Raw genomic sequence first — 23,460 nt, 5'->3', positions numbered from 1 at the left:
GTATAACGCTTTCAAACCGAAATAAAAGCTCATGTAGTGTAGCGGAATTGGTATGTTAGACAAAACAAAAAGGGGCGCAAAGGCCCCTTTTTCACTCAAGATCTCGTCGAATGTGTTAACTGCGTGCTAAGTAGTTCGCTTTACCAACCCACTTGTAGCTAGTTAGCTCTTCTAAGCCCATCGGACCGCGTGCATGTAGCTTTTGCGTAGATACTGCGACTTCTGCGCCAAGGCCAAATTGCGCACCGTCTGTAAAGCGCGTTGAAGCATTCACATAAACCGCCGCCGAACCGACAGAATTGATGAACAGTTCTGAGTTTTCCAAACTATTGGTCATGATCGCATCTGAGTGGCTCGCGTTATGGACACGCATATGAACAATGGCATCTTTCACATCAGACACAACTTTTACACCAAGAGTGTAGCTCAACCATTCCGTATCAAAGTCACCTTCAACAGCATCGCGAATTTGTGTTGCTTGAGGCATCAGTGCTTTTGCCTTAGGCTCTGTCACGAAGGTCACTTTATCGTTCATGCGCTCTACGATCATTGGTAGGAATTGCGCTGCAATTTTTTCATGCACGAGCAGCGTATCTAATGAGTTACACGCAGATGGACGTTGAACTTTAGAGTTCTCAACCACATTCAGGGATTTCTCTAGATCAGCGGATTCGTCGACAAAGATATGGCTGATACCAAAGCCACCAATAATCACCGGAATCGTGCTGTTTTCTTTACACATTTTGTGTAGGCCAGCACCACCGCGTGGAATGATCATGTCGACGTAATCGTCCAACTTAAGCAATTGAGAAACAAGCTCACGATCTGGTTTTTCAATGTACTGCACAGAAGCGGCTGGAAGGTTCGCCTTTGCGAGCGCAGACTGAATAACCTTCACTAATTCCATATTCGAGAAAAAGGTCTCTTTGCCACCACGTAAAATGCTTGCGTTGCCGGTTTTCAAGCACAACGCTGCGATATCAATGGTTACGTTTGGACGCGCTTCATAAATTACGCCCACGACACCAAGCGGCACGCGACGACGAGACAGTGACATCCCATTTTCCAGTACCTTACTGTCTATTTCGCTGCCTACAGGATCGTTCAAGCTAATGACGTTGCGAACATCATTCGCAATTGCAGTCAATCGTTCTTCATTAAGCAAAAGGCGATCGAGCAGCGCATCGGTTAAACCCGCTTCACGGCCAAGTTCGATGTCTTTAGCGTTTGCCGCCAAAATAGCAGCAGAGTTTGCTTCTAGCTCATCAGCAATGATGGCTAATGCTTGGTTTTTTTGCGCAGTTGACGCTGTCGCTAATTCGAAAGCTGCATCTTTAGCAGCTTTACCCATATTCGTTAAATCCACTTTGCTTCCCTCTAATTCTATTCCTGAATGACGACCAAATCATCGCGGTGAATCACCTCAGAGCCATAATCATGACCCAAAATAGAGATGATATCTTTACTGTGCTTACCCGTAATTTTAGTTAGGTCATCACTTGAGTAGGCGCTGATGCCACGAGCCACCAACTTACCGTGAGCGTTTGTTACACGCGCCACTTCGCCTCGTGCGAAGTCACCACTAACTTTGATGACCCCTTTAGCAAGTAGGCTACTGCCCTTGCCGACCACAGCATTGACTGCACCATCATCAATAATGATGTCGCCCGATGCCGCAGGTCCCGCTAGAATCCAGCGTTTACGGTTCTCTAAGGATTCAGCGCAAGGTAGGAAGCGCGTGCCCTGAGGTTCAGCACTTAAAGAGTCAAAGATAACATTCGGCGCACTACCAGCAGCAATAATAACCTCTATACCTGCGCGGCGAGCGATGTCTGCGGCTTGCAGCTTCGTTGCCATACCACCAGTACCCAATGTTGTACCGCTTCCACCTGCGATTTTACGCAGCGTATCGTCGATGGTTTTTACTTCCTTGATAAGCTCTGCGTTCGGATCTCTACGAGGGTCAGCAGTAAACAGACCTTTTTGGTCCGTTAAAAGCAAGAGCTTATCTGCACCACATAAAATGCCTACCAAAGCGGAAAGGTTGTCGTTATCGCCAACTTTAATCTCGCTAGTCGCAACGGCATCATTTTCGTTTACGATAGGAACAATATCGTTCGCAACGAGCGCATTAATAGTGTCACGCGCGTTAAGGAATCGCTCACGATCTTCTAAATCGGCACGGGTTAGTAGCATTTGGCCGATCTTGATACCATAAATACCAAACAAAGACTCCCATGTTTGAATCAAGCGACTCTGCCCCACCGCGGCAAGTAACTGCTTACTCGCCATCTCGTTGGGCAATGCGGGGTAACCAAGATGCTCACGGCCTGCTGCAATCGCACCAGACGAAACCATTACGATTGAATGGCCTTGTTTTTTAAGCTCAGCACACTGGCGTGCTAACTCAACCATGTGTGCACGGTCGAGTGCCAGAGTGCCGCCTGTCAGCACACTTGTACCCAGTTTCACAACGACAGTTTGTGGTTGTGAAACAACTGCATTTTGTTGATTCGTTGTCATGATGTCTTCTGAAGTGAAAAACAAATAAAGAGAGGATGTTTTAACAATCAAATAGGGAATTAACAAGAGAAAAGGTGCGTTTTCGCACCTTTTTGTTTGGTATTAAATGAAAACAACCAAATTAAGCGAAATCGAAAGACTCCGTGTGATATTCGACTTCTAATTTGAAGTGTTCTTCTAAAGTATCAACCAGCTTTTGATGGAATGTGCTCTGCGTGAGATACACTTCCTCTACCACTTTTTTGGGAAGGGCTTCAGATACCCATTGCCCTTCTTTGTTGTACTTGCCAATATGATATTTAGCAGTAAAGCCTCCCTCGATGGATTCCAAATCCATCCACCAGCCCCAAAATTCACGCTTCTCAGGCGATTTTTTGTCGTCTACACATACAGATAAACAATCAAAATAATAGCGCCCTTCTTGCGATTGTGGTTCGCGCAGGTAAGGCCCTATCGCCTTCAACTTTGACATCAAGCGAAAGTGAGTCGGGCCCTGAGTCGTCTCTGACATATGAATCTCCGTTTTCATAGTTAAAAGTAAACACCCAAGAATGATTATTATTTTTAATTATCATGAGCTTATTTTTTGCTCAGATATATCACTCTTAACTAATTTAGGAGAATTGTCACCCTAATAATTCATCTTCTAGCCACTTTATGGCTAAATCGAGGGATTGCTCATATCCTTTTGTAATTGTTTTGGAACTGATTTTTTTTGCTCTACCATACTGGCTAAATAGAGCAACAAGTTGATTATCACTGTGTGGCGACACTGGATCGCCTTCAAGACTCAAAGCCAAAATAGGCACTTTGGTTTTTCGACTGCTCAGGAAGCCCTGAACCTTCAATGACCACGCCATCATCTGACCAGCCATGCTATTAATATCAACCGCATTTTTCCCCAAACGGGAAGCCAAAAGATCTAAATACATCTTCGGCATTTTTTGTAACTTCTGAGGGGAAGTAAAAATATCATGTACGGGTGCGCCTAGAGCGACACAAGCTTTGATCTTTTCCTGCTCGACAAAAGAGAGTCTGATCATGGCATTACCACCAAAACGAAACCCAACTAACCCCACTTTGTGATGATCAACCCAAGGTAGCGAGTAAAGCTCATTCAATACCGCTTGATGTAGGCAACTTGAATTCTCGGTCAAGGGCCAATGAGAGCTATGCCCTACTGAAGGCATGTCTACGGTTAACATCGCAATATCTCGCGGTGCAAGACGATTACGGAACAAACGCCACATGTCGGTTTGTAGAGTATCCAAACCAGCGCTCACCATGACCACAGGCAACTGTTTATCCGTTCTTGGTAAATGGAGGTTCGCGATGATTTTGCGATTTTGGTAAGGCACTTCAATTTGCTTGATGGTGTACTTAGTTTTTTCTGCGCCGTCAGAATACGCTTTGTTTGCCAGCACTTGAGCCTGCGATGCCAAATTGTCATTTTTTAAATGTGGGTAGCCTGCAATACTAAAACACAAAGAAGCAGTGAAGAGTTCATCCGCTGCCTCTTCTCCTTGCATTTCATTTGCTCGCTTCTGATGATCCATACCAAGCTTGATCCACTCAAATGTCCAGTTACCACTGTGATAACCCATTACAGTGTCTAACCAATCATCATTGGTTCGCGAGTGAGAAGATGAAGCAATTTTAGACAGTACGCCTTCCATTTCGATCGGAGACAATCCTTGCCAAGCCCATTGCAAGCGACGCAAATGACGATACCAAGCACGATCACCTTGCGCTTCTCGTTCATCAAGTATTTTTTTACTGGTCGGCATGTACTGGGTAAGCGCGGAGGTTTCTTTTGCTTGCTTATGTTTCACGAACAAAGTTTCGGAAAGATTTTTACTGACGTCTTCAGACATAGGAAGAACCCTAGGCTATTAGCATGATTTAATATCATAATAAAAAAAATGCCCCTATAAAGGGGCATTTCTCAATATTCTTTAACCGCGCTTATTTTTGCTTGCGGTTTACTGGCTCAGCATACTGGATTGACATATCCCAAGGCTGCTCGATCCAAGTGTCTTGAGCAATATCTACAACGTAATCATCCAGCAGCTCTTTGCCTGATGGTTTCGCACACACAGCGATCATTTTCGCTTTTGGATACATCTCACGTAGTTTGCGCGCTGTATCACCACTGTCTACTAGGTCTTCAACGATTAGGTAACCTTCGCCATCACCTTCAGGTGCTTTTAGTACCGTCATGTCGCGCTGATGATCATGGTCGTAGCTTGAAATACAGATTGTATCAACGTAACGAATACCCAGTTCACGAGCCAAAATAGCGCCAGGAACCAAACCGCCGCGGCTTACCGCCCAAATTCCTTTCCATTGCTCAGCTGGCATTTGTTTTTCAGCCAGTTCACGGCAGTAAGTCTGCATTGCATCCCAAGTGATAATGAATTTTTTACTCATTGTAATAACCTAATAATTTGAAAATATGCATCCTCAAAATCTAGCGAAGTCACTCAAAAGCGGAATGCTCACTAACTTCTCCAAAATGTTTGGAGACGAGGATTTCAAGCTGCGCAAACGATTATTCTACCGAAACACACCGCTAATACCAACGGTGATATCAAAATTCTCTGCCTATTCCGCAGAAAAACCGTCTTCTGTGAACAACGTAAAAAAGAAAAAGCCAGCGTGAATAAATCCACACTGGCTTTTTGCTCGAGAAATTAACCGACGAGGTATTTAACGATGAAGATGGCTGACATCACCCATACACTCATCGACACTTCACGGCCCTTACCGCTGAATAACTTGATCGCCGCGTATGCGATAAAGCCTAACGTGATACCTTCTGCAATCGAGAATGTTAGCGGCATAACTAAACAAGTCACAACAACTGGGGACGCTTCAGTTAGGTCACGCCAATCAATGCTTACTAGCCCAGACAGCATCAAGATCGCCACATAGAATAGCGCACCTGACGTTGCATAAGCAGGGATCATACCCGCAAGTGGTGAGAACAATAGAGCAAGTAGGAAGAGTACACCAACAACCACGGCTGTTAGACCAGTACGCCCACCCGCAGCCACACCAGAAACGCTTTCAATATAAGATGTCGTGTTAGAAGTACCAAGTAATGCACCTACTGACGTTGCTGTTGAGTCTGCAAGTAACGCTTTGTTTAAACGAGGGATGTTGCCATTCTCATCAGTTAGACCTGCTTTTTGAGAAACGCCAACGAGCGTACCTGCGGTGTCAAATAAATCGACAAATAGGAAAGCAAATACGACGGAAATCATGCCTACTTCAAACAAACCAGAGAAATCCAGTTGCATGAAAGTTGGCGCAATGCTTGGTGGCGTTGACATAATGCCGCCCCACTGCACATCACCAAATAGAAGACCAAGCGCTGTAACGCCAAGAATAGCGATCATCACCGCACCTTTCACACCACGGTGAACCAATGCAATCGTAAGAAAGAAGCCAATCGCGGCCAATACAGATGGCAATGATGTGATCTCTCCCATAGAAACTAATGTCGCTGGGTTATCAACGACGATACCTGCATTTTTTAATGCGATAAACGCTAAGAAAAGACCAATACCAGCTGAAATACCTGTTCGTAGAGAATGCGGGATCGAGTTAATAATCCACTCACGGATCTTAAATACGCTTAAAAGAATGAACAGAAGGCCAGAAACAAATACAGCCGCCAACGCAACTTGCCACGTATAACCCATTCCTAATACAACAGAGTAAGTAAAAAATGCGTTCAGGCCCATTCCTGGTGCCTGTGCGATTGGGTAATTGGCAACAAATCCCATGATAAAACAGCCGATTGCGGCAGCAAGACAAGTTGCGACAAAAATGGCGCCACGGTCCATACCGGTATCCGACAGGATCGCTGGGTTTACAAAAATAATGTAAGCCATAGTTAGGAAGGTCGTAACACCTGCAATGATCTCAGTGCGCACATTTGTGCCATTTTCACTGAGTTTAAAAAGCCTCTCGAGCATGATCGAATCCTGTAAAGGTAAAAAGTAAACGGTTGCGTAATCGATTGGCGGGAATTATAAAGTTATCAAATAGCAAATTCTAGATAGAATCTTCACTCTAATGCGTTTTTTTTCTTTGGATATGAAACACATTCTCTAACCCATCAAAGCAAGTAAAGAAATATATTCTTATAAAACAATAGGTAACCCAGATAACACAGTTCTCTAAAAGAGAATAAAAACTGAGCAATGTACTAAACTTTCAGATGAAAAAGGCCCATTTTAAACATGGTATCTAACAGATTTGATGGAAAAGTCGATAAAACCGAAGAATGGGGAATAGAAGAAGGCTTTGATGGCAATAAGTGAGTCAGGAAGAGAAAATAGAGATAAAAAAACGCCACCCAATTTGGGTGGCGGTGAATCATGTCAGCACTATCACTGAAAAAAAATTCCAATTTATAGGGGTGAACAAACTGTTCGAGTCACATGCGTTGACTTCACTTAGTAGCCAAAGCTTGTTGGGTATACAAAGTTACCGGTGTAAACAGACTTGCTATTCCAGAACATTGTACTTGGTAAACCTTTCATAACTATCACCTTTTAAATCAATTAAACATTCGTTGATTTCTCGGTTCCTTGGAGGCGATAAAACGGACTCATCCTTTGAGCATTTCATTCTTCTCTCAGAAGCTGGTTACAAATATACCACCAAGAAATTTAATTACAAGCATTTTAGTGATTGGAATCACAAAAAATACATAAATTGACCTTTATCAAAGTTTATATGTAATTAAATTACAATTTTATGAATTAAAAAATAAAGCCACTTTCAGAATGTATGATAGAGAACACATAGTGCTTGTTATTGTATTCACAAACTGTGACAGTTCTGAGAGAAATCCTTGTGATCGCGACTACTCGTACTCCTTATCTGGTGGTATGCTAACGGCAATTTGAAGGCCAAATCGTCTAGCATTTAATGCTACCTTGACAACATTTTTACGGTATATATTTGGCAAAGCACATCAAAAGGAGTCCTCCGTGTCTGAGTTCCATTCTGAGATCAGTACCTTATCACCTGCTCCACTTTGGCAGTTTTTCGATAAGATTTGTTCTATCCCTCATCCATCGAAACATGAAGAAGCATTAGCACAGTACATTATCAACTGGGCAACAGAGCAAGGCTTTGACGTTCGCCGTGATCCAACCGGTAACGTGTTCATCAAAAAGCCCGCGACACCAGGAATGGAGAATAAGAAGGCTGTTGTACTTCAAGCACACATCGACATGGTGCCGCAGAAAAACGAAGACACTGAACACGACTTCACCAAAGATCCAATCCAACCTTACATCGATGGCGAATGGGTAACTGCGAAAGGCACGACGCTTGGTGCAGATAACGGTATTGGTATGGCTTCTTGCCTTGCTGTATTGGCATCTAAAGATATTAAGCACGGTCCACTCGAAGTTCTGCTGACGATTGATGAAGAAGCAGGCATGACTGGCGCATTTGGCCTTGAAGCTGGTTGGTTAGAGGGTGAGATTCTTCTAAATACAGACTCTGAGCAAGAAGGCGAAGTCTACATGGGTTGTGCAGGTGGCGTTGATGGCACCATGACTTTCGATATTTCTCGAGAATCAACGCCTGCAGGTTTTGTAACACGCCAACTGACGCTGAAAGGCCTAAAAGGTGGTCACTCAGGTTGTGACATTCACACAGGTCGCGGTAATGCCAACAAATTACTTGGTCGTTTCCTTGCCGGTCATGCTCAAGAGCTTGATTTACGTTTAGTCGAATTCCGTGGTGGTAGCTTACGTAATGCAATCCCTCGCGAAGCGTTTGTTACTGTCGCGCTTCCTGTCGAAAACCAAGACAAACTTGCTGAGCTGTTCAACCACTACACTGAGCTGCTTAAAACTGAATTGGGTAAAATCGAAACAGGTATCGTAACCTTTAATGAAGCGATCACGACTGACGCGCAAGTATTTTCAATCGCCGATCAGCAACGATTCATTGCGGCACTTAACGCTTGTCCAAACGGCGTAATCCGTATGAGTGATGAGGTGGAAGGCGTTGTTGAAACTTCTCTAAACGTTGGTGTGATCAGCACAGAAGAAAATAAAGTCACCGTGCTTTGCTTGATTCGTTCTCTCATTGACTCTGGCCGTAGCCAAGTGGAAAGCATGCTGCGCTCGATTACTGAGCTAGCAGGCGCACAAATTCAGTTCTCAGGCGCTTACCCTGGCTGGAAGCCAGATGCAGATTCCGAGATCATGGCAATTTTCCGTGATATGTATGAAGGCATTTACGGTCATAAGCCGAACATCATGGTCATCCATGCTGGTCTTGAGTGTGGCCTATTTAAAGAACCATACCCACACATGGATATGGTTTCTTTCGGTCCAACAATAAAATTCCCTCACTCTCCAGATGAGAAAGTGAAGATTGATACTGTTCAGTTGTACTGGGATCAGATGGTCGCGCTTTTAGAAGCGATTCCAGAGAAAGCATAATTCAATCACGAAAAATGACAAAGGGTGCCATACGGCACCCTTTTTTTGGTTTAGTTGAACCCAACTACACACGGTTTTGCGCGTAAGCGGCTAATTCATCCATTGAGGTTTGTGCAGCAACTTCACCATCAATGTAGTAAGTAACAAACTCACCATCGCGTACACCCATGAGTGTCGCCTTTTCACCGTTACTGTAAGTAATATCCATTTGAACAGTGTTCTCATCGATTTGCTGCATTCGCCCCTGCTCAATGACACGGTTATCCGCTAATGGTGCGATTGGTGCCGTCGTTAACGACTTATCTAACTGGTGATTGACATCAATGTAAGTATCTACCTTTGTATCGAAGATATGTGGCTTACCATTTAACGGGTTCTTACCCGTCCAAAATTCTAGAGAGTTAAACACGATATAATCCGCTGCGATCGCGACACCATAAACAGGCGCTAAAAGCATATTTAGACCACCTCGAGCGTAACGGTTGTCAACAGCTTTCAAGTTAAACCCCATAACATAACCTGTCACGGCATTACTACCTACGCAACCTGAAAGTGAAACTGCTACCGCAGTCAATGCACCAATTTTAGCAATTGCCTTTTTCATCAAAACCTCTAGTTAGAAAGTGTGAAACCTCAAATTCGGCGCGGATATTATCGGATAAAAAGTAGGGTTAAAAGTCCGTTTTTTTGTCCTCCATGAACAGTATTATTTTTAATACAGTCACATTTTTTAAGGCTATTATTGCGCACTCTTCTCTATGTCTTGTTATGTATTAAACTGATAGAAAAGATCATATTGAAAACAAAAACTTCACACATACCAAAATTTCACGCATGACGATTAAAGTAATTTGTCGTGTCCTTAATGAGAATGATTAGTGCGATTTTGCAGCAATTGTTACATTGCTGATGACGCATTTGACAGAGATGGTTTATGGCCAGAAGTAAAAAAAGCAAAGTATTTGAGCTCTTAGGACATCAAATACAACCAGGACAACGATTAGAGATCGAATTTGAAGCAGCGAAGCTATATACACATTCGCCTTTATCTATTCCTGTGGAAATCATCCATGGGAAACAAGAAGGACCAGTGTTAATGGTGAATGCCGCTATCCATGGTGATGAGCTTAATGGCGTAGAAATCGTTCGTCAGATCATTAACCAACTGGATCCACAAAAACTGAAAGGCACTGTCATTGCAGTACCTATCGTTAACGTTTTTGGTTTCATCCATAAATCTCGTTACTTGCCCGACCGACGAGATCTCAACCGTTGCTTTCCTGGCAGTGAAAAAGGCGCACTTGCATCTCGTATGGCACACGGGTTCTTTAACAACATTGCCAAGCGTTGTGACTACATTTTGGATCTACACACAGGGGCCATTCATCGCACGAACTTGCCACAGATCCGCGCAAACTTAAGCAACTCAGAAACTCTGCGTATTGCTCAAGCATTTGCAACGCCAGTGATTGTTGATTCAGCATTGCGTGATGGCTCTTTACGCAGTGAAGCAGAAAAATGCGATATTCCAGTGCTCACCTACGAAGCTGGCGAAGCATTGCGTTTTGATCCACTTTCGATCAGCGCTGGTGTACTCGGGGTTCGGCGCGTAATGCAAGCCATTGGTATGTTGCGAGCGAGCAGGAAAAAGCTGCCTGAGCCTATCATAGCGAAGTCCACCAGCTGGGTTCGCGCGTCAGGTAACGGCATTTTGCGTACTGTCGTTAATCTGGGAGACAAAGTAGAACAGGGTGAAACGCTCGCTTATATTAGCTCTCCTCTTGGTCATGATGAGATAGAACTAAAAGCCCCGAAGCGTGGTTTGGTTATCGGTCAACAAACATTACCATTGGTGAACGAAGGCGATGCAATTTTCCACCTTGCCTATTTTAACCAAGGTGATAATGCTTTAGAGCAAGCAGTCGAAAGCTATATTGAAGGCCTCACTGAATTCGATGCCGAGCCGCTGACCACCGGACAGATACCGTTAGAAACTCAGTAATTCCTACCAAGTAGGCGCCTGATTAGCTCAAAAGGAGCAACAGTGCTCGCACTATCTTGTTTAAAGCCAATAAGCTCAGCGTCCATGATGCTGGGCTTTTTGTTTTATGTACGCTAACGATACTTATCGTAGTTTCCACGAATGGATAAAAAACTTTACAATCCGTCGCAAAAACACATTTGATAATTAATCTCATTATCATTTATTAATCGTAATAATGTTCTTATAATCCGAGCTTCATAAAAACACTATAAATCATCAATATGAAACGATTAAAAAGTCATCCACTCAAAGTAAATCTCATTTCACTGGCTTTGCTCTTCCCTCTTTATTCATATGCCGAGACAGCGCCAAATGAAGAGCTTGAAGTCATAGGCGTTCGTTATGCCAAACCTATTACCATTGCTGAGCCTGCGCAAACCACCATTAATTGGTCAGAGATTGAAGAGCAACAGTACTCTAATTTTGCCTCAATGATCGATGCCGTTCCCGGTGCATCAATAGATGGTGGCGGTCGTTCTGGTGGCGAACGTATTAACATTCGTGGTTTTGATGATCCAAGCGATATCGCCGTGTTTGTCGATGGCGCTCCAATTGGCTTTCAACAATACCGCTACGGTACCTTCTTTTTTGATCCGTTCTTAATTGGCGAAGCAGAAATTATCAAGGGCGCGCACGACTATCGAGCACTCAACGGGAAGTTTGGTGGCTCCATTCGCATTAAAACCAAAAGTGTCGATGATCTCCTGTACGGCGAAAGAAACTTTGGTGCTCGCATCTCAAGTGCATACAACACCAACGGCGATGAGAACGCCTACACGCTAACACTCTATGGTAAAAACGATACTGGTTTTTATTTTCTAGCGAATGGCTCGGTAAAAGATTCTGATGACATTAAAGTCGGAGGTGGTGAAACGCTGGATTACTCAGGTTATGAGCAAGAAAACATGCTCGTAAAGGTCGGTTATGAAAACAACGATCACGAGTTTGAAATTAGCCACACTCGCTACAAAGATGAAGGTCGTAAACCTTGGGCTAACCGCCGCGGAAAAATGCCTAACATCACCGAATACAATATCAAGAAATACGGCTCATTAGAAAAAGCCCAATACGCTTACACCGTCGATAACAAATACACGGACAACACCACGACCATCTCTTACCACTACATGCCGACTAACCCGTATATTGATTTCAATATCAAAATGGCACGTTCCGAAAACGATCGTCATTGGGTTCGCCCTGACGTAGCATTCGAGAAAATGTTCGTTTCTGTTGGCAGTTACGGTCATGAGTCATGGCTGAGTTACGAGCGTGATTACGTTGATGTGTTTAACCAAGCGCAATTCGGAGATCACACTCTAGTCACTGGGCTTCAATATCAAAAAACCGATAGAGACTCGTTAGTATTCAACGCATCATACGACAGTAATGAAGCGAAAAACTACGGTTGGTACACCCCTTACTACGAACCATCTGGCACGCAGTCAATTTATGCCGCTTACATTGCTGATCACTATCAAGCAACAGACCGCCTAACAATCACACCTTCTCTGCGTTACGAATACATCAAGAGTGAAGGAAAAGGGAACGCAGCGCCGGATTATAATGATCCAGCTGCCGGACATAACTACGGTGAAACGACGCATAAAGGCTTTAGCCCACGTTTGGATATCGACTTTGATGCGAGCAATAATACGCGTTTAAACGCCTCCTACGCCTACGCTTTAAAAGCACCAACCGTTGATAACATCTACTCAGTGCAATATGCGCGAGCTACCGCTACGGCTACTGCTTTGAATCTGGACGTGTCTCGTATCCATGCTTATCAAGCAAGCGTTATCAACTTAACGGAAGGGCTGGTGAACTCTCGCGATAACCTCGCAACAGAGTTAACTATGTTCTATAACGATGTTAGCGACACAGTTGATATACGAACGGGCGAAAACCTCGACAAAAATACTACTGAGTTACAAAGCTGGAATACAAACCTAGATGGCTTTAAAAACTATGGCTTTGAGCTAATTTCACAATACCGGATTGAAGATTTCTACAGTAATTTCTCAGCAAGTTACATTCGCGGCAAAAACAAAGGTAGCCTATCTGACTCTACAGGTTCAGATGATGATCATCCTGATGTACCGCCATTAAACATTAATCTGGGTTTAGGTTACGAATGGATTCCTGGTTTACGTACGGGCTGGGAAGTCCGTTGGTATGATGCGCAAACCAAAACCAAGGCAAGCGGTAATAATTTAAAAGTGAAATCGCCAAGTGAGCAATACACGCTACAAAACGCTTACGTGGTTTGGGAAATACAACAAGTCGAAGGCTTGAGCGTTGGCGCGGTTGTGAAAAACTTAACCGATCGTTACTACGAAGCATACCTATCTAATGGCGTGCCTTCGCCTGGTCGCGAAGTCAAACTGCACCTCACTTATCAATACTAACCATACCTAAAAGATGCAGGGCAGACATTAACTGCCCTGTTATATCGTATCCAATGGCCATAATTGCACGCCGTTTTATTTATCAGTATTATCATTTCCTTTTGCTTGCATACACATTATGAACAATCTAAAAACACGGCTTCTTCTGATTTGCTTCTTCCCTGTAGGTAGCCTAGCGCAAGCTTCTGAGAACATTGCAGACTACTTACAAGAACAAAGCAAGCACCAAGTTTCAGAAGATTTTTACGCACAGCCAACAGCAAATAACCTGAATCTAGATGCAAAAACTAACTCTTTAACTTGGCACGAAGATGGTAAGCCGGATCACTGTCGTTACGCCAAGCAGCCCAAAGACGTCGCAACACATTTCGACTACGGTGAAGCAAACGATCTATCTGACGGCTTACAACACTTTGATTTACCGGAAAGACATTCTGCAAAGATCAAATCGACACATCGCACTTATGCTAATAACCCTCACCTTCTTCCTGGCAATAAACAATTTGCAGCCCCTGAAGACGGCACGTTTAGCTTGTCCGTATCGTCGGATTGTTTTTAGCCGATATAAATAAAAAATGCCCTGAGACAAAACTCAGGGCATTTTCACTATTTGTTTGATGGGTAACGTCACCATCTCACCGATTTAAACTTATTCTTCGTCAGTGTCTACTTCGGTTTCACGTGCTTTGCGGGCTTCTTCTTTACGAACTTTTGCCGCTAGTTGTTCTGCTTCACGCTCTTGACGTTGCGCTGCTTTACGCTCGTTACGAACCACTTGGTTTTGGATAAATCCAGCCAGTTCTTGTTCAGCCCAAGCTTGTGCTTTCTCTTCGCTGTCAAAGCCTGTTTCACGCTTTGATACTACAGTCTTACGAGATGTCACTTGGCGAGTGATTTCTGCGCTCCAGCCGTTACGTTTTTCAGTGACGCGGATAGCAAATTTTGGATTCTTAGACATTTCTTTCATTTCCTAAGGGATTTAGGGATCAATCAGGGATTCGGTCAACTTGATAACTCCATCTAAGCTGAGCTGTTTAACACCATCCCTTGGTAAGCGCGGTATTAGAGCATAAAAGTAATCTAAACGCTGCAAGTTTTTTACGCTAGATAATAGATGACAAAGAAGAGGCAGAACAAAGCAACGTTTCGCCAAGTCACTAGAAAGAGCGACGAAGAAAAAAGAGTGATAAGAAAAAAGAAAGCGCTGGTCTCTCAACCAGCGCTTTACTTAAGCTAGATTAACCTTTGGTTAATTAACCGATATTCTTACGGGCATTTTGGAACATACGCATCCAAGCGCCATTTTCACCCCAACCTTCCGGAGCCCAAGAATTTGCAACTGTGCGGAATACGCGCTCTGGGTGAGGCATCATGATAGTTACGCGACCGTCTGCTGTTGTTAAACCGGTAATCGCGTTTGGCGAACCATTCGGGTTGTTCGGGTATTGTTGTGTTGGGTTACCGATGTTATCCACGTAACGAACCGCAACCGTACCTGATGCCTCGATCGCTGCTAGGTGCTCTGCATCACGTACTTCTACACGCCCTTCTCCGTGGGAAACCGCGATTGGCATACGCGAACCAGCCATGCCATCAAAGAATACAGAATCAGATTTCTGAACTTCAACTAGACTAAAGCGCGCTTCAAAACGCTCAGATTCGTTGCGCACAAAACGTGGCCACAAGTCTGCACCTGGGATCAGCTCTTTCAGGTTTGATAGCATCTGACAACCGTTACATACACCTAAAGAGAACGTCTCTTCACGGTTGAAGAAGGCTTGGAACTGTTCACGAGCTTGTGCGTTAAACAGGATAGACTTAGCCCAACCTTCACCCGCACCTAGTACGTCGCCGTAAGAGAAGCCACCACAAGCTACTAAGCCATGGTATTCATCCAGTACCGCTTGGCCCGTTAGGATATCGCTCATATGGATGTCGGTTGCTTCAAAACCTGCGCGGTCAAACGCTGCTGCCATTTCGACGTGGGAGTTAACGCCCTGCTCACGTAAGATTGCCATCTTAGGTTTAGCACCTTTCGCAATGTACGGTGCTGCAACGTCTTCATTTACGTCGAAGCTGAGCTTAACGTTTAGACCAGGGTCAGAGTTGTCTTTCTTAGCTTCGTGCTCTTGGTCTGCACACGCTGGGTTATCACGTAGACTTTGCATCTTATGCGTTGTTTCAGCCCAGATAACGCGTAGTTCGGTACGTGAACGTTCAAGCACAACTGCATCACCAGAAGTGATAACAAAGTCGTCTGAAGCTTCAACAGAACCAATCACATGTGAGCATGCCTCTAAGCCGTTTGCCGCCAGAGTAGATAGAACTGAATCTAGATCATCATTCTTAACTTGAACAACCGCACCTAGCTCTTCGTTAAATAGAACGGCTAGCGCATCATCACCCAGCTCTGCGATGTTCGCTTTTACGCCACAGTGACCCGCGAACGCCATCTCAGCCAGTGTAACAAAAAGACCGCCGTCGCCTTTATCGTGGTAAGCCACTAGCTTGTCATCACGTACTAACGCTTGCATTGCATCAAAGAAGCCTTTTAGCTGCTCTGCATTATCTACGTCAGCAGGTTTGTCACCCAGCTGTTTGTATACTTGTGCCAATGCTGTCGCACCTAAGCGGTTTTTTCCGTTACCCAAGTCAACAAGAACTAGAGAGGTATCTCCTTTGTCAGTGCGTAGTTGTGGAGTCACGGTCTTACGTACGTCTTCCACACGACCAAATGCCGTGATAACTAGCGACAGTGGAGAAGTGACTTCTTTGCTCTCGCCGTTTTCTTCCCACTTGGTTTTCATCGACATGGAGTCTTTACCAACTGGGATAGTCAAACCTAACGCAGGACACAATTCTTCACCAACCGCTTTCACTGCTTCGTAAAGACCCGCATCTTCACCTGGGTGACCCGCTGGAGACATCCAGTTCGCAGACAGTTTAATGTGTTTAATATCACCGATGTCTGTTGCCGCAATGTTCGTTAGTGACTCACCAACGGCTAGGCGAGCCGATGCTCCAAAGTCTAGTAATGCCACTGGCGTGCGCTCACCCATCGACATTGCTTCGCCATGGTAAGTGTCGTAGCTTGCCGCTGTTACTGCGCAGTTTGCTACTGGTACCTGCCAAGGACCAACCATTTGATCACGAGCAACCAGACCCGTTACTGTTCGGTCACCGATAGTAATTAGGAATGTTTTTTCTGCAACAGCAGGAAGACGAAGTACGCGATCCACCGCTTCATTAAGCTCAATACCATCACGAACAATGGCAGGGCTTTCCACTTTTAGTGTGGTTGCGTCGCGGTGCATCTTCGGTGGCTTACCAAGCAGGATATCCATTGGCATATCGATTGGCGTATTGTCGAAGTGAGAATCTTCTAGCGTTAGATGACGCTCTTCTGTCGCCACACCCACCACTGCATACGGTGCGCGTTCACGCTTACAGATGGCGTCGAATGCTTCCATGTTTTCTGGCGCTACCGCTAGAACGTAACGTTCCTGTGATTCGTTACACCAGATTTCCAGTGGGCTCATGCCCGGCTCATCGTTTGGTACATCGCGTAATTGGAACTTACCGCCACGCTCACCGTCGTCGACAAGTTCAGGCAATGCGTTAGAGATACCGCCTGCACCCACATCGTGGATAAATGCGATTGGGTTGTCGTCGCCTAACTGCCAACAACGGTCGATCACTTCCTGACAGCGACGTTCCATCTCTGGGTTTTCACGCTGTACTGAAGCGAAGTCCAGATCTTCTGCTGACTGACCAGATGCCATGGAAGATGCCGCACCACCACCAAGACCGATGTTCATTGTCGGACCACCAAGTACGATTAGGCTCGCACCCACAGGGATCTCTTTCTTCTGTACGTGTTCATCGCGGATGTTACCCATACCACCAGCAATCATGATTGGTTTGTGGTAACCACGAATTTCTTCACCCGCATGAGAAGTGACTTTTTCTTCGTAAGTACGGAAGTAACCCAATAGATTTGGACGACCAAATTCGTTGTTGAATGCCGCGCCTCCTAGAGGGCCTTCAAGCATGATGTCTAACGCATTTACAATACGACCCGGCTTGCCGAAGTCGGTTTCCCATGGCTGTTCAAAACCAGGAATACGTAAGTTAGAGGTTGTAAAACCAACCAGACCCGCTTTTGGCTTACCGCCGATACCCGTCGCGCCTTCGTCACGGATTTCACCGCCTGAGCCAGTCGATGCGCCCGGCCATGGAGAGATTGCCGTTGGGTGGTTGTGCGTTTCTACCTTCATCAAGATGTGCGTATCTTCATGGTGGTACGTGTATTGACGAGATTTAGGGTCAGGGAAGAAACGCCCCGCTTTAGAACCTGTCATAACGGCTGCGTTGTCTTTGTATGCAGACAGTACATAGTCAGGTGTCGTTTCAAAAGTGTTTTTGATCATTTTGAACAAAGACTTAGGTTGATCTACCCCGTCGATAGTCCAATCTGCGTTAAAAATTTTGTGGCGACAATGCTCTGAGTTCGCCTGAGCAAACATCATCAATTCAATGTCGTTTGGGTTACGCCCAAGCTTAGTAAAGTTCTCGACCAAGTAATCAATTTCATCTTCTGCGAGTGCCAAGCCAAGGGAAACGTTTGCCTCTTCAAGCGCAAGACGACCGCCAGCTAAGATATCAACATGTGCGACAGGCTTAGGCTCTGCAACAGTAAATAATGCTGATGCGGCTTCAAATGCTGTGAATACTGTTTCCATCATGCGGTCGTGAATTAACGCTTTAACAGCGTCAGCTTGAGCTTCTGATAGAACAACTGAAGATTCGACATAATAAGCCGTACCACGCTCTAGACGTTTCACTTTATCCAAACCACAGTTAACAGCGATATCGGTAGATTTAGAAGACCAAGGCGAGATAGTGCCAGGACGAGGCGTGACAAGAAGTAGAAGACCTTCAGGCTCATGCTCTTCGATGGTTGGGCCGTAAGTTAGTAACTTTTCAAGTTTTTCTAACTCTTGGTCATCAAGGTCTGACTTTAGATCGGCAAAGTGCATAAACTCGGCATAAATACCAGTTACAGGCAGATCTTGTTCACGACAAAGTTCCAGTAGTTTATTAACACGAAACTCAGAAAGAGCTGGGGAGCCACGCAAAATTCTCATGTGCTTAGGTCTCTTATGCAATTGATTAAGGTGATATTGGAATAAATTCAGACACTTAAAATAAGCCCTGTCGAACCTATGCCGATTCCACCTCGTCATTGCGAGCGCATTATATAGTAATTGTTTTTGTGATGTAACACCAAAAGCAACCGTTTGCGTCATTTTTTTTGTCAAATTTGAATTACAACTAAAATGTCGATAAAACACACAATGTCACGTTATAAGTGTGTGATTCACTTTGCCCCATGAGCTCGCTTTGATATAAAGGCAAATAGAAATTTTCCAAGATGTACCTATTAATGCAAATAAGTCACTTCAACCGGCTCAAGCGCAGTGCTCTAATTTTAGTTTCTGTTCTTTTGCTCTCTGCTTGCCAGATTGAGTCGGAGCCCAAAAGTGAATTTGAAAAAATTCAAGAACGTGGTGTGCTTCGTGTTGGCACGCTAAACAATCAGCTTTCCTACTACATAGGACCCGATGGTCCCGCAGGGTTGGATTACGAATTGGCGCGTCAGTTTGCGGAGCAGCTCGGCGTCAAACTCGAGATTAAACCAGCCTTTCGCCAGGCTGAGCTTTTTCCTGCTCTTAAGAAAGGAGATATCGATATCATCGCTACGGGTTTAAATCAAACGTCACAAGCAGTCAAACGATTTAGACCAGGCCCTGCCTATTATTATGTAAGCCAACAAGTGGTATATAAAAAAGGGCAACTTCGACCACGTGATATCGAACAACTCATTGAATACCAAGCCTCGAAAGACGACGAGTCCGACGAAGATACAAATGCAGGAGCGCAAACATTAAAGATCGTTGAACAATCGCAATATGTTCCGACCCTAACAGCGTTAAAGAAGCAGTATCCAGAACTTCAGTTTGAAATTGTTGGTGATGCTGACACGAGAGACTTACTCAAATACGTATCGACGGGTGAGTTACGTTTTACTGTGACTGATTCGGTGGAACTTTCCCTAGCTCAACGCCTTTACCCCGATCTTGCGCTCGCATTTGAACTTACAGAAGATCAACCAGTGTCTTGGTTTACTCGACGTTCTGAAGACGAAAGTTTGTATGCGATGCTGATAGAGTTTTTCGGTAACATCAAACAATCAGGAGAACTGTCCACCCTCGAAGAAAAGTACATTGGTCATATTGAGGCATTTGATTACGTTGATACTCGCGCATTCATTCGAGCTCTGGATGACAAATTGCCTAAATGGGCACCTTTATTCCAAAAATACAGCGAAGAGTTCGACTGGCGATTAATTGCAGCATTGGCTTATCAAGAGTCACATTGGAAACCAACAGCAAAATCGCCAACGGGTGTTAGGGGGATGATGATGCTTACTCTGCCAACAGCGAAAAGCGTCGGGGTAACAAACCGTTTAGACCCTGAGCAATCTGTTCGTGGTGGTGTCGAGTACTTACGTCGCATTGTAGGTCGCGTGCCTGATAGCATCAACGAGCATGAAAAAATATGGTTTGCCCTGGCTTCATACAACATTGGCTATGGCCACATGATGGACGCACGACGACTTACTAAAGCGCAAGGTGGCGATCCAAACGCTTGGGCTGATGTAAAAGACAGGCTGCCTTTACTGCGTCAGAAGCGCTATTACAGTCAAACTCGCTATGGGTACGCCAGAGGCGATGAAGCGCGTAATTACGTAGAAAATATTCGACGTTACTACCAATCCATCATTGGTCATGTCAGCCAACAGCCAGCGATTGATGAGAATAGCGATGACTTGCAAGTGATTCCGCCGCTCAACCCCGACATTTTGATATCGGGCGCAGTAGAGACCGTCGTAGAACAAGTCTCTGGCGCTTCTGACGTCACGGTTGAAGAAGACACCGAACAAGAAAGCATTGAAGAATAAACCCGCGGTAAACTAAAAAATGACGAGCCTATGAAGCTCGTCATTTTTGTTGAGTCCTAACGAAAACTTATCTAGACTCCAATATTCTGAGTGACACCAACCACACTCAACCATTCCTTTGGTTGGTCGCCTTTTCTTCATCGTTAGTAAAACTGATTGCTTTGTAACAGATTACTTTACAACCACATGGTTTAGCTCACTTGATGAAGCGGCGCTTTCGGCTACACTCTGCCGAAATAACGTCACTCCTATTATTAAGCATCGTATTGAAATTGTTTGCTGGCTCTGTGCAATGCAGAAGTCAAATGAAGAACGTTTAAACCATACAATGTTTAGTGCGATTATCGAGCCTATTGCCAAGCATCGATGAGCCGCGCTTTACTGGTATAAGTCTTGTCTGCAGGAGGTTTTGAATATGAGAAGACGTAGAGTGCAGTCAAAGCGTTTAAATAACACAGTAGCTGCTATCCGACGTAAACGTAAACTGACATGTATGAAAAAGAAAGTAAGTTCACGTAATCGTGTTTTTGTACATTTAGTCAATCACTAGTGCGTCCAAGCAAACATCTACCACGTTGTAGGTGTTTGCTAGCCCTCACTACTCCTACTACCTTGTTCGCTCTCTCCATTTTCTAATGCTTTTTGTGCTTGCTTCTTCGCTTTAATTTCCTTTCGGCGGCGCTTAAAAAACGCTTGTAGCTGAGTGCGGCACTCATCTTCTAGCAGCCCCTTTTCAACTAAGGCGTAATGGTAAGCTGCTTGGCTTTCAAACAAATTAAGCACTGTTCCTGCAGCTCCAGCTTTTAAATCTGGCGCTCCAAAAACAACCCGCTTAACGCGGCTATGCAATAAGGCTCCGGCACACATTGGGCATGGCTCAAGTGTTACATATAACGTCGTATCCAGAAGACGGTAATTTTCTAGCTTTTGGCCTGCTTTACGCAGTGTTTGGATCTCAGCATGTGCGGTAGCGTCATGGGTGCCAATAGAGCGGTTCCAGCCCTCAGCGATAATTTCACCATCTTTGACAAGCACTGCGCCGACAGGTACTTCCCCCTCAGCTTCTGCTTGCTCAGCAAGCTCCATCGCTCTGCGCATAAACAATTCATCTTGAGGGGTAAACGGATGGTTAGACAAAGGAGGCTCCAAAGAAACAAAAAACGATTGAAGTCGGGAATTTTATCACCAACTTCGGTTTCACTACAGCGACACATCACGGGACAAAGTTTGCAACTCCAAAAAACTAGTTACAAGACCTATCGATGTTCGTTGTGCGAGAACAAAAAAAGCGCAGATCGAAGACCTGCGCTTTTCGGCTGCCAATTAGTGGCTTTCACACCCTACACGTTTTTACATGGTGTAAGTGTAAGGAGCTTGAATGCCTAGTGGGATACCTACCATCCAATAAGCAACTAGGAAGATAGACCAACCGATCAGCATTGCGATCGAGAATGGCATCATTAGTGACGCAAGCGTACCGATACCAGCCGACTTCACATAACGCTGACAGTAAACCACTACAAGAGGGAAAAATACCATTAGAGGCGAAATGATGTTCGATACAGAGTCACCCACACGGTAAGCCGCTTGAGACAGCTCAGGCGAGATACCAACCGCCATTAGCATTGGCACTAAGATTGGACCAATTAAAGCCCATTTTGCCGATGCCGAACCAATAAGTAGGTTTACAGACGCGGTTAGAAGGATCATACCGATGATGGTCACTTCACCTGGTAGGTTCATCGCTTTTAAGCCTTCTGCGCCATACAACGCTAGCATCGTACCGATGTTTGACTGAGCAAATGCAGATAAGAACTGAGCACAGAAGAACGACATTACAATGTATGCGCCCATGGTTGACATGGTGTCAGCCATCGCTTTGATAATGTCGTTGCTGGTCTTGAACGTTCCAGACACTTTACCGTAAACGTAACCAGGAATGATAAACAGAATAAAGATCAGCGGAACGATAGACTTCATGATCGGTGCTGAGAAGGCCGTAATTTCACCTTCAGGCGAGCGTAGTGCTGATGTTTCTGGAATTAACGCTGCAACAAGTAAAGCAATACCCGCCATCATTGCCCAACCTGCATAACGGAATGCTTTTGATTCCAGTTCAGTAAATGAACCTAGGTTTGGCGCAGTTTCCGCATCGTCATCAATTGGCATTTTTGACAAACGAGGCTCAATGATTTTTTCTGTCACGTACCAACCAATCGCTACAATAATGATGGAAGATAGGCCAGTAAAGAAGATGTTCGCTAATGGGTTAACCACGTATTCAGGATCAAGAACCTGCGCCGCAGTTTGCGTAAAGCCTGCTAGTAGTGGATCTATACCTGAAGGGATAAAGTTTGCAGAGAAGCCACCAGATACACCTGCAAATGCTGCCGCAATACCTGCTAGAGGGTGACGACCTGCCGCATGGAAGATAATACCGCCAAGAGGAATAACCAGAACATAGCCTGCATCTGCCGCAGTATGCGATACAATGGCAACCAAAATAAGCATTGGAGTAAGAAGCTTAGCTGGCGTGAAGTTCAGCATCTTCTTAAGACCCGTCGTAATAAAACCCGAAGAATCTGCAACACCCACACCTAGCATTGCGACAAGTACGATACCCAGTGGCGCAAAGCCAGTAAACGTCGTCACCATATTAGCAAGGAAACTTGCTAGCGCTTCGCCCGTAAGTAAGTTGGTGATAGTAAGAGCTTCGCCCGTTCGAGGGTTTGGAAGATCGAATGATACATTCGACAAAAGTGCTGACGCCGCCCAAGTAATGATCAATGCCCAGAAGAACAAAATCGCAGGATCAGGAATTTTGTTACCTGTCCTCTCGATAAAGTTTAAAAAGCGCTCCATCCCGCTCGGCTTCGATGATGGTGCCTTATTTACAGCTTGGTTACTCATGGTAACTCCATAGTGAATGATGTTGGTGCCAAGGCCTATTTGAATAATTATAACGACCTACTATCCAACGAG

The 23,460-nt window shown here is 44.7% G+C and carries 16 protein-coding genes; 5 read left to right on the top strand and 11 right to left on the bottom strand.

The annotated features are described in order from the left end of the window. Positions 1-115: 115 nt before the first annotated feature. From R7F07_RS18710 to R7F07_RS18685, 6 genes are all read right to left on the bottom strand, one after another. Positions 116-1,366 (bottom strand): glutamate-5-semialdehyde dehydrogenase, encoded by a 1,251-nt coding sequence (locus tag R7F07_RS18710; RefSeq protein WP_054730326.1) that lies wholly within the window; start codon positions 1,364-1,366, stop codon positions 116-118. Between the two features lie 17 nt (positions 1,367-1,383). Next, a complete protein-coding gene (gene proB, locus R7F07_RS18705; protein WP_171343015.1) occupies positions 1,384-2,523 on the bottom strand; it encodes a glutamate 5-kinase in 1,140 nt (379 codons plus the stop codon). A 121-nt stretch (positions 2,524-2,644) separates the two neighbouring features. After that, complete coding sequence (gene crl, locus R7F07_RS18700; RefSeq protein ID WP_005381584.1) at positions 2,645-3,034, bottom strand: sigma factor-binding protein Crl; 390 nt, start codon at positions 3,032-3,034, stop codon at positions 2,645-2,647. 115 nt (positions 3,035-3,149) lie between these two features. After that, positions 3,150-4,397, bottom strand: a complete 1,248-nt coding sequence (gene frsA / locus R7F07_RS18695; RefSeq protein WP_005381586.1) for an esterase FrsA — start codon at positions 4,395-4,397, stop codon at positions 3,150-3,152. A gap of 91 nt (positions 4,398-4,488) precedes the next feature. After that, positions 4,489-4,953, bottom strand: coding sequence for an oxytetracycline resistance phosphoribosyltransferase domain-containing protein Tet(34) (tet(34), locus tag R7F07_RS18690; protein ID WP_005381590.1), 465 nt, complete (start codon positions 4,951-4,953; stop codon positions 4,489-4,491). A gap of 263 nt (positions 4,954-5,216) precedes the next feature. Then, a complete protein-coding gene (locus tag R7F07_RS18685) occupies positions 5,217-6,506 on the bottom strand; it encodes an NCS2 family permease (protein WP_005381592.1) in 1,290 nt (429 codons plus the stop codon). Between the two features lie 1,023 nt (positions 6,507-7,529). Between R7F07_RS18685 and R7F07_RS18680 the strand changes: the two genes are divergently transcribed. Continuing rightward, the gene (locus R7F07_RS18680) at positions 7,530-9,002 is read left to right on the top strand and encodes an aminoacyl-histidine dipeptidase (RefSeq protein WP_005381594.1); all 1,473 of its coding nucleotides are present in this window, start codon (positions 7,530-7,532) and stop codon (positions 9,000-9,002) included. 64 nt (positions 9,003-9,066) lie between these two features. Here the strand turns inward: R7F07_RS18680 and R7F07_RS18675 are convergent, their stop codons facing one another. After that, positions 9,067-9,606, bottom strand: a complete 540-nt coding sequence (locus tag R7F07_RS18675) for a DUF3332 domain-containing protein (protein ID WP_005381596.1) — start codon at positions 9,604-9,606, stop codon at positions 9,067-9,069. A gap of 330 nt (positions 9,607-9,936) precedes the next feature. On the opposite strand from R7F07_RS18675, the gene R7F07_RS18670 reads away from it, so the two are divergent. The 3 genes from R7F07_RS18670 to R7F07_RS18660 all read left to right on the top strand — a co-directional run bounded on the left by R7F07_RS18670 (position 9,937) and on the right by R7F07_RS18660 (position 14,013). Then, the gene (locus tag R7F07_RS18670; protein ID WP_017635689.1) at positions 9,937-11,004 is read left to right on the top strand and encodes a succinylglutamate desuccinylase/aspartoacylase family protein; all 1,068 of its coding nucleotides are present in this window, start codon (positions 9,937-9,939) and stop codon (positions 11,002-11,004) included. A 263-nt stretch (positions 11,005-11,267) separates the two neighbouring features. Beyond that, positions 11,268-13,454 (top strand): TonB-dependent receptor domain-containing protein, encoded by a 2,187-nt coding sequence (locus R7F07_RS18665; RefSeq protein WP_017635690.1) that lies wholly within the window; start codon positions 11,268-11,270, stop codon positions 13,452-13,454. Between the two features lie 118 nt (positions 13,455-13,572). Continuing rightward, positions 13,573-14,013, top strand: coding sequence for a hypothetical protein (locus R7F07_RS18660; protein WP_054700854.1), 441 nt, complete (start codon positions 13,573-13,575; stop codon positions 14,011-14,013). A gap of 90 nt (positions 14,014-14,103) precedes the next feature. On the opposite strand, the gene R7F07_RS18655 is transcribed toward R7F07_RS18660, so the two are convergent. Next, positions 14,104-14,412: a DUF3622 domain-containing protein gene (locus R7F07_RS18655; RefSeq protein WP_025998700.1), complete on the bottom strand. Its 309-nt coding sequence runs from the start codon at positions 14,410-14,412 to the stop codon at positions 14,104-14,106. 295 nt (positions 14,413-14,707) lie between these two features. Then, on the bottom strand, positions 14,708-18,601 hold the full coding sequence (gene purL / locus R7F07_RS18650; protein ID WP_171343020.1) for a phosphoribosylformylglycinamidine synthase: 3,894 nt from the start codon (positions 18,599-18,601) through the stop codon (positions 14,708-14,710). A gap of 299 nt (positions 18,602-18,900) precedes the next feature. Here purL and mltF point away from each other — a divergent pair, with 299 nt between their 5' ends. Then, positions 18,901-20,478, top strand: a complete 1,578-nt coding sequence (gene mltF / locus R7F07_RS18645) for a membrane-bound lytic murein transglycosylase MltF (protein ID WP_031777268.1) — start codon at positions 18,901-18,903, stop codon at positions 20,476-20,478. A gap of 588 nt (positions 20,479-21,066) precedes the next feature. Here mltF and tadA read toward each other — a convergent pair. Together tadA and R7F07_RS18635 are read right to left on the bottom strand one after the other, a co-directional pair. Further along, positions 21,067-21,576, bottom strand: coding sequence for a tRNA adenosine(34) deaminase TadA (gene tadA / locus R7F07_RS18640; RefSeq protein WP_373921587.1), 510 nt, complete (start codon positions 21,574-21,576; stop codon positions 21,067-21,069). 252 nt (positions 21,577-21,828) lie between these two features. Next, positions 21,829-23,388 (bottom strand): AbgT family transporter, encoded by a 1,560-nt coding sequence (locus tag R7F07_RS18635; protein ID WP_005383758.1) that lies wholly within the window; start codon positions 23,386-23,388, stop codon positions 21,829-21,831. Positions 23,389-23,460 lie beyond the last annotated feature (72 nt).

The sequence above is a fragment of the Vibrio sp. YT-16 genome, assembly GCF_033337405.1.
GTDB lineage: Bacteria > Pseudomonadota > Gammaproteobacteria > Enterobacterales > Vibrionaceae > Vibrio > Vibrio alginolyticus.
This window is presented reverse-complemented; position numbering and strand designations above follow the sequence as displayed.

Bases quoted from the DNA above. Each gene is read 5' to 3' on its own strand.
- proB (WP_171343015.1), bottom strand. From the start codon at position 2,523: ATGACAACGAATCAACAAAATGCAGTTGTTTCACAACCACAAACTGTC.
- crl (WP_005381584.1), bottom strand. From the start codon at position 3,034: ATGTCAGAGACGACTCAGGGCCCGACTCACTTTCGCTTGATGTCAAAG.
- frsA (WP_005381586.1), bottom strand. From the start codon at position 4,397: ATGTCTGAAGACGTCAGTAAAAATCTTTCCGAAACTTTGTTCGTGAAA.
- R7F07_RS18685 (WP_005381592.1), bottom strand. From the start codon at position 6,506: ATGCTCGAGAGGCTTTTTAAACTCAGTGAAAATGGCACAAATGTGCGC.
- R7F07_RS18675 (WP_005381596.1), bottom strand. From the start codon at position 9,606: ATGAAAAAGGCAATTGCTAAAATTGGTGCATTGACTGCGGTAGCAGTT.
- R7F07_RS18670 (WP_017635689.1), top strand. From the start codon at position 9,937: ATGGCCAGAAGTAAAAAAAGCAAAGTATTTGAGCTCTTAGGACATCAA.
- R7F07_RS18665 (WP_017635690.1), top strand. From the start codon at position 11,268: ATGAAACGATTAAAAAGTCATCCACTCAAAGTAAATCTCATTTCACTG.
- R7F07_RS18660 (WP_054700854.1), top strand. From the start codon at position 13,573: ATGAACAATCTAAAAACACGGCTTCTTCTGATTTGCTTCTTCCCTGTA.
- R7F07_RS18655 (WP_025998700.1), bottom strand. From the start codon at position 14,412: ATGTCTAAGAATCCAAAATTTGCTATCCGCGTCACTGAAAAACGTAAC.
- purL (WP_171343020.1), bottom strand. From the start codon at position 18,601: ATGAGAATTTTGCGTGGCTCCCCAGCTCTTTCTGAGTTTCGTGTTAAT.
- mltF (WP_031777268.1), top strand. From the start codon at position 18,901: ATGCAAATAAGTCACTTCAACCGGCTCAAGCGCAGTGCTCTAATTTTA.
- tadA (WP_373921587.1), bottom strand. From the start codon at position 21,576: ATGCGCAGAGCGATGGAGCTTGCTGAGCAAGCAGAAGCTGAGGGGGAA.
- R7F07_RS18635 (WP_005383758.1), bottom strand. From the start codon at position 23,388: ATGAGTAACCAAGCTGTAAATAAGGCACCATCATCGAAGCCGAGCGGG.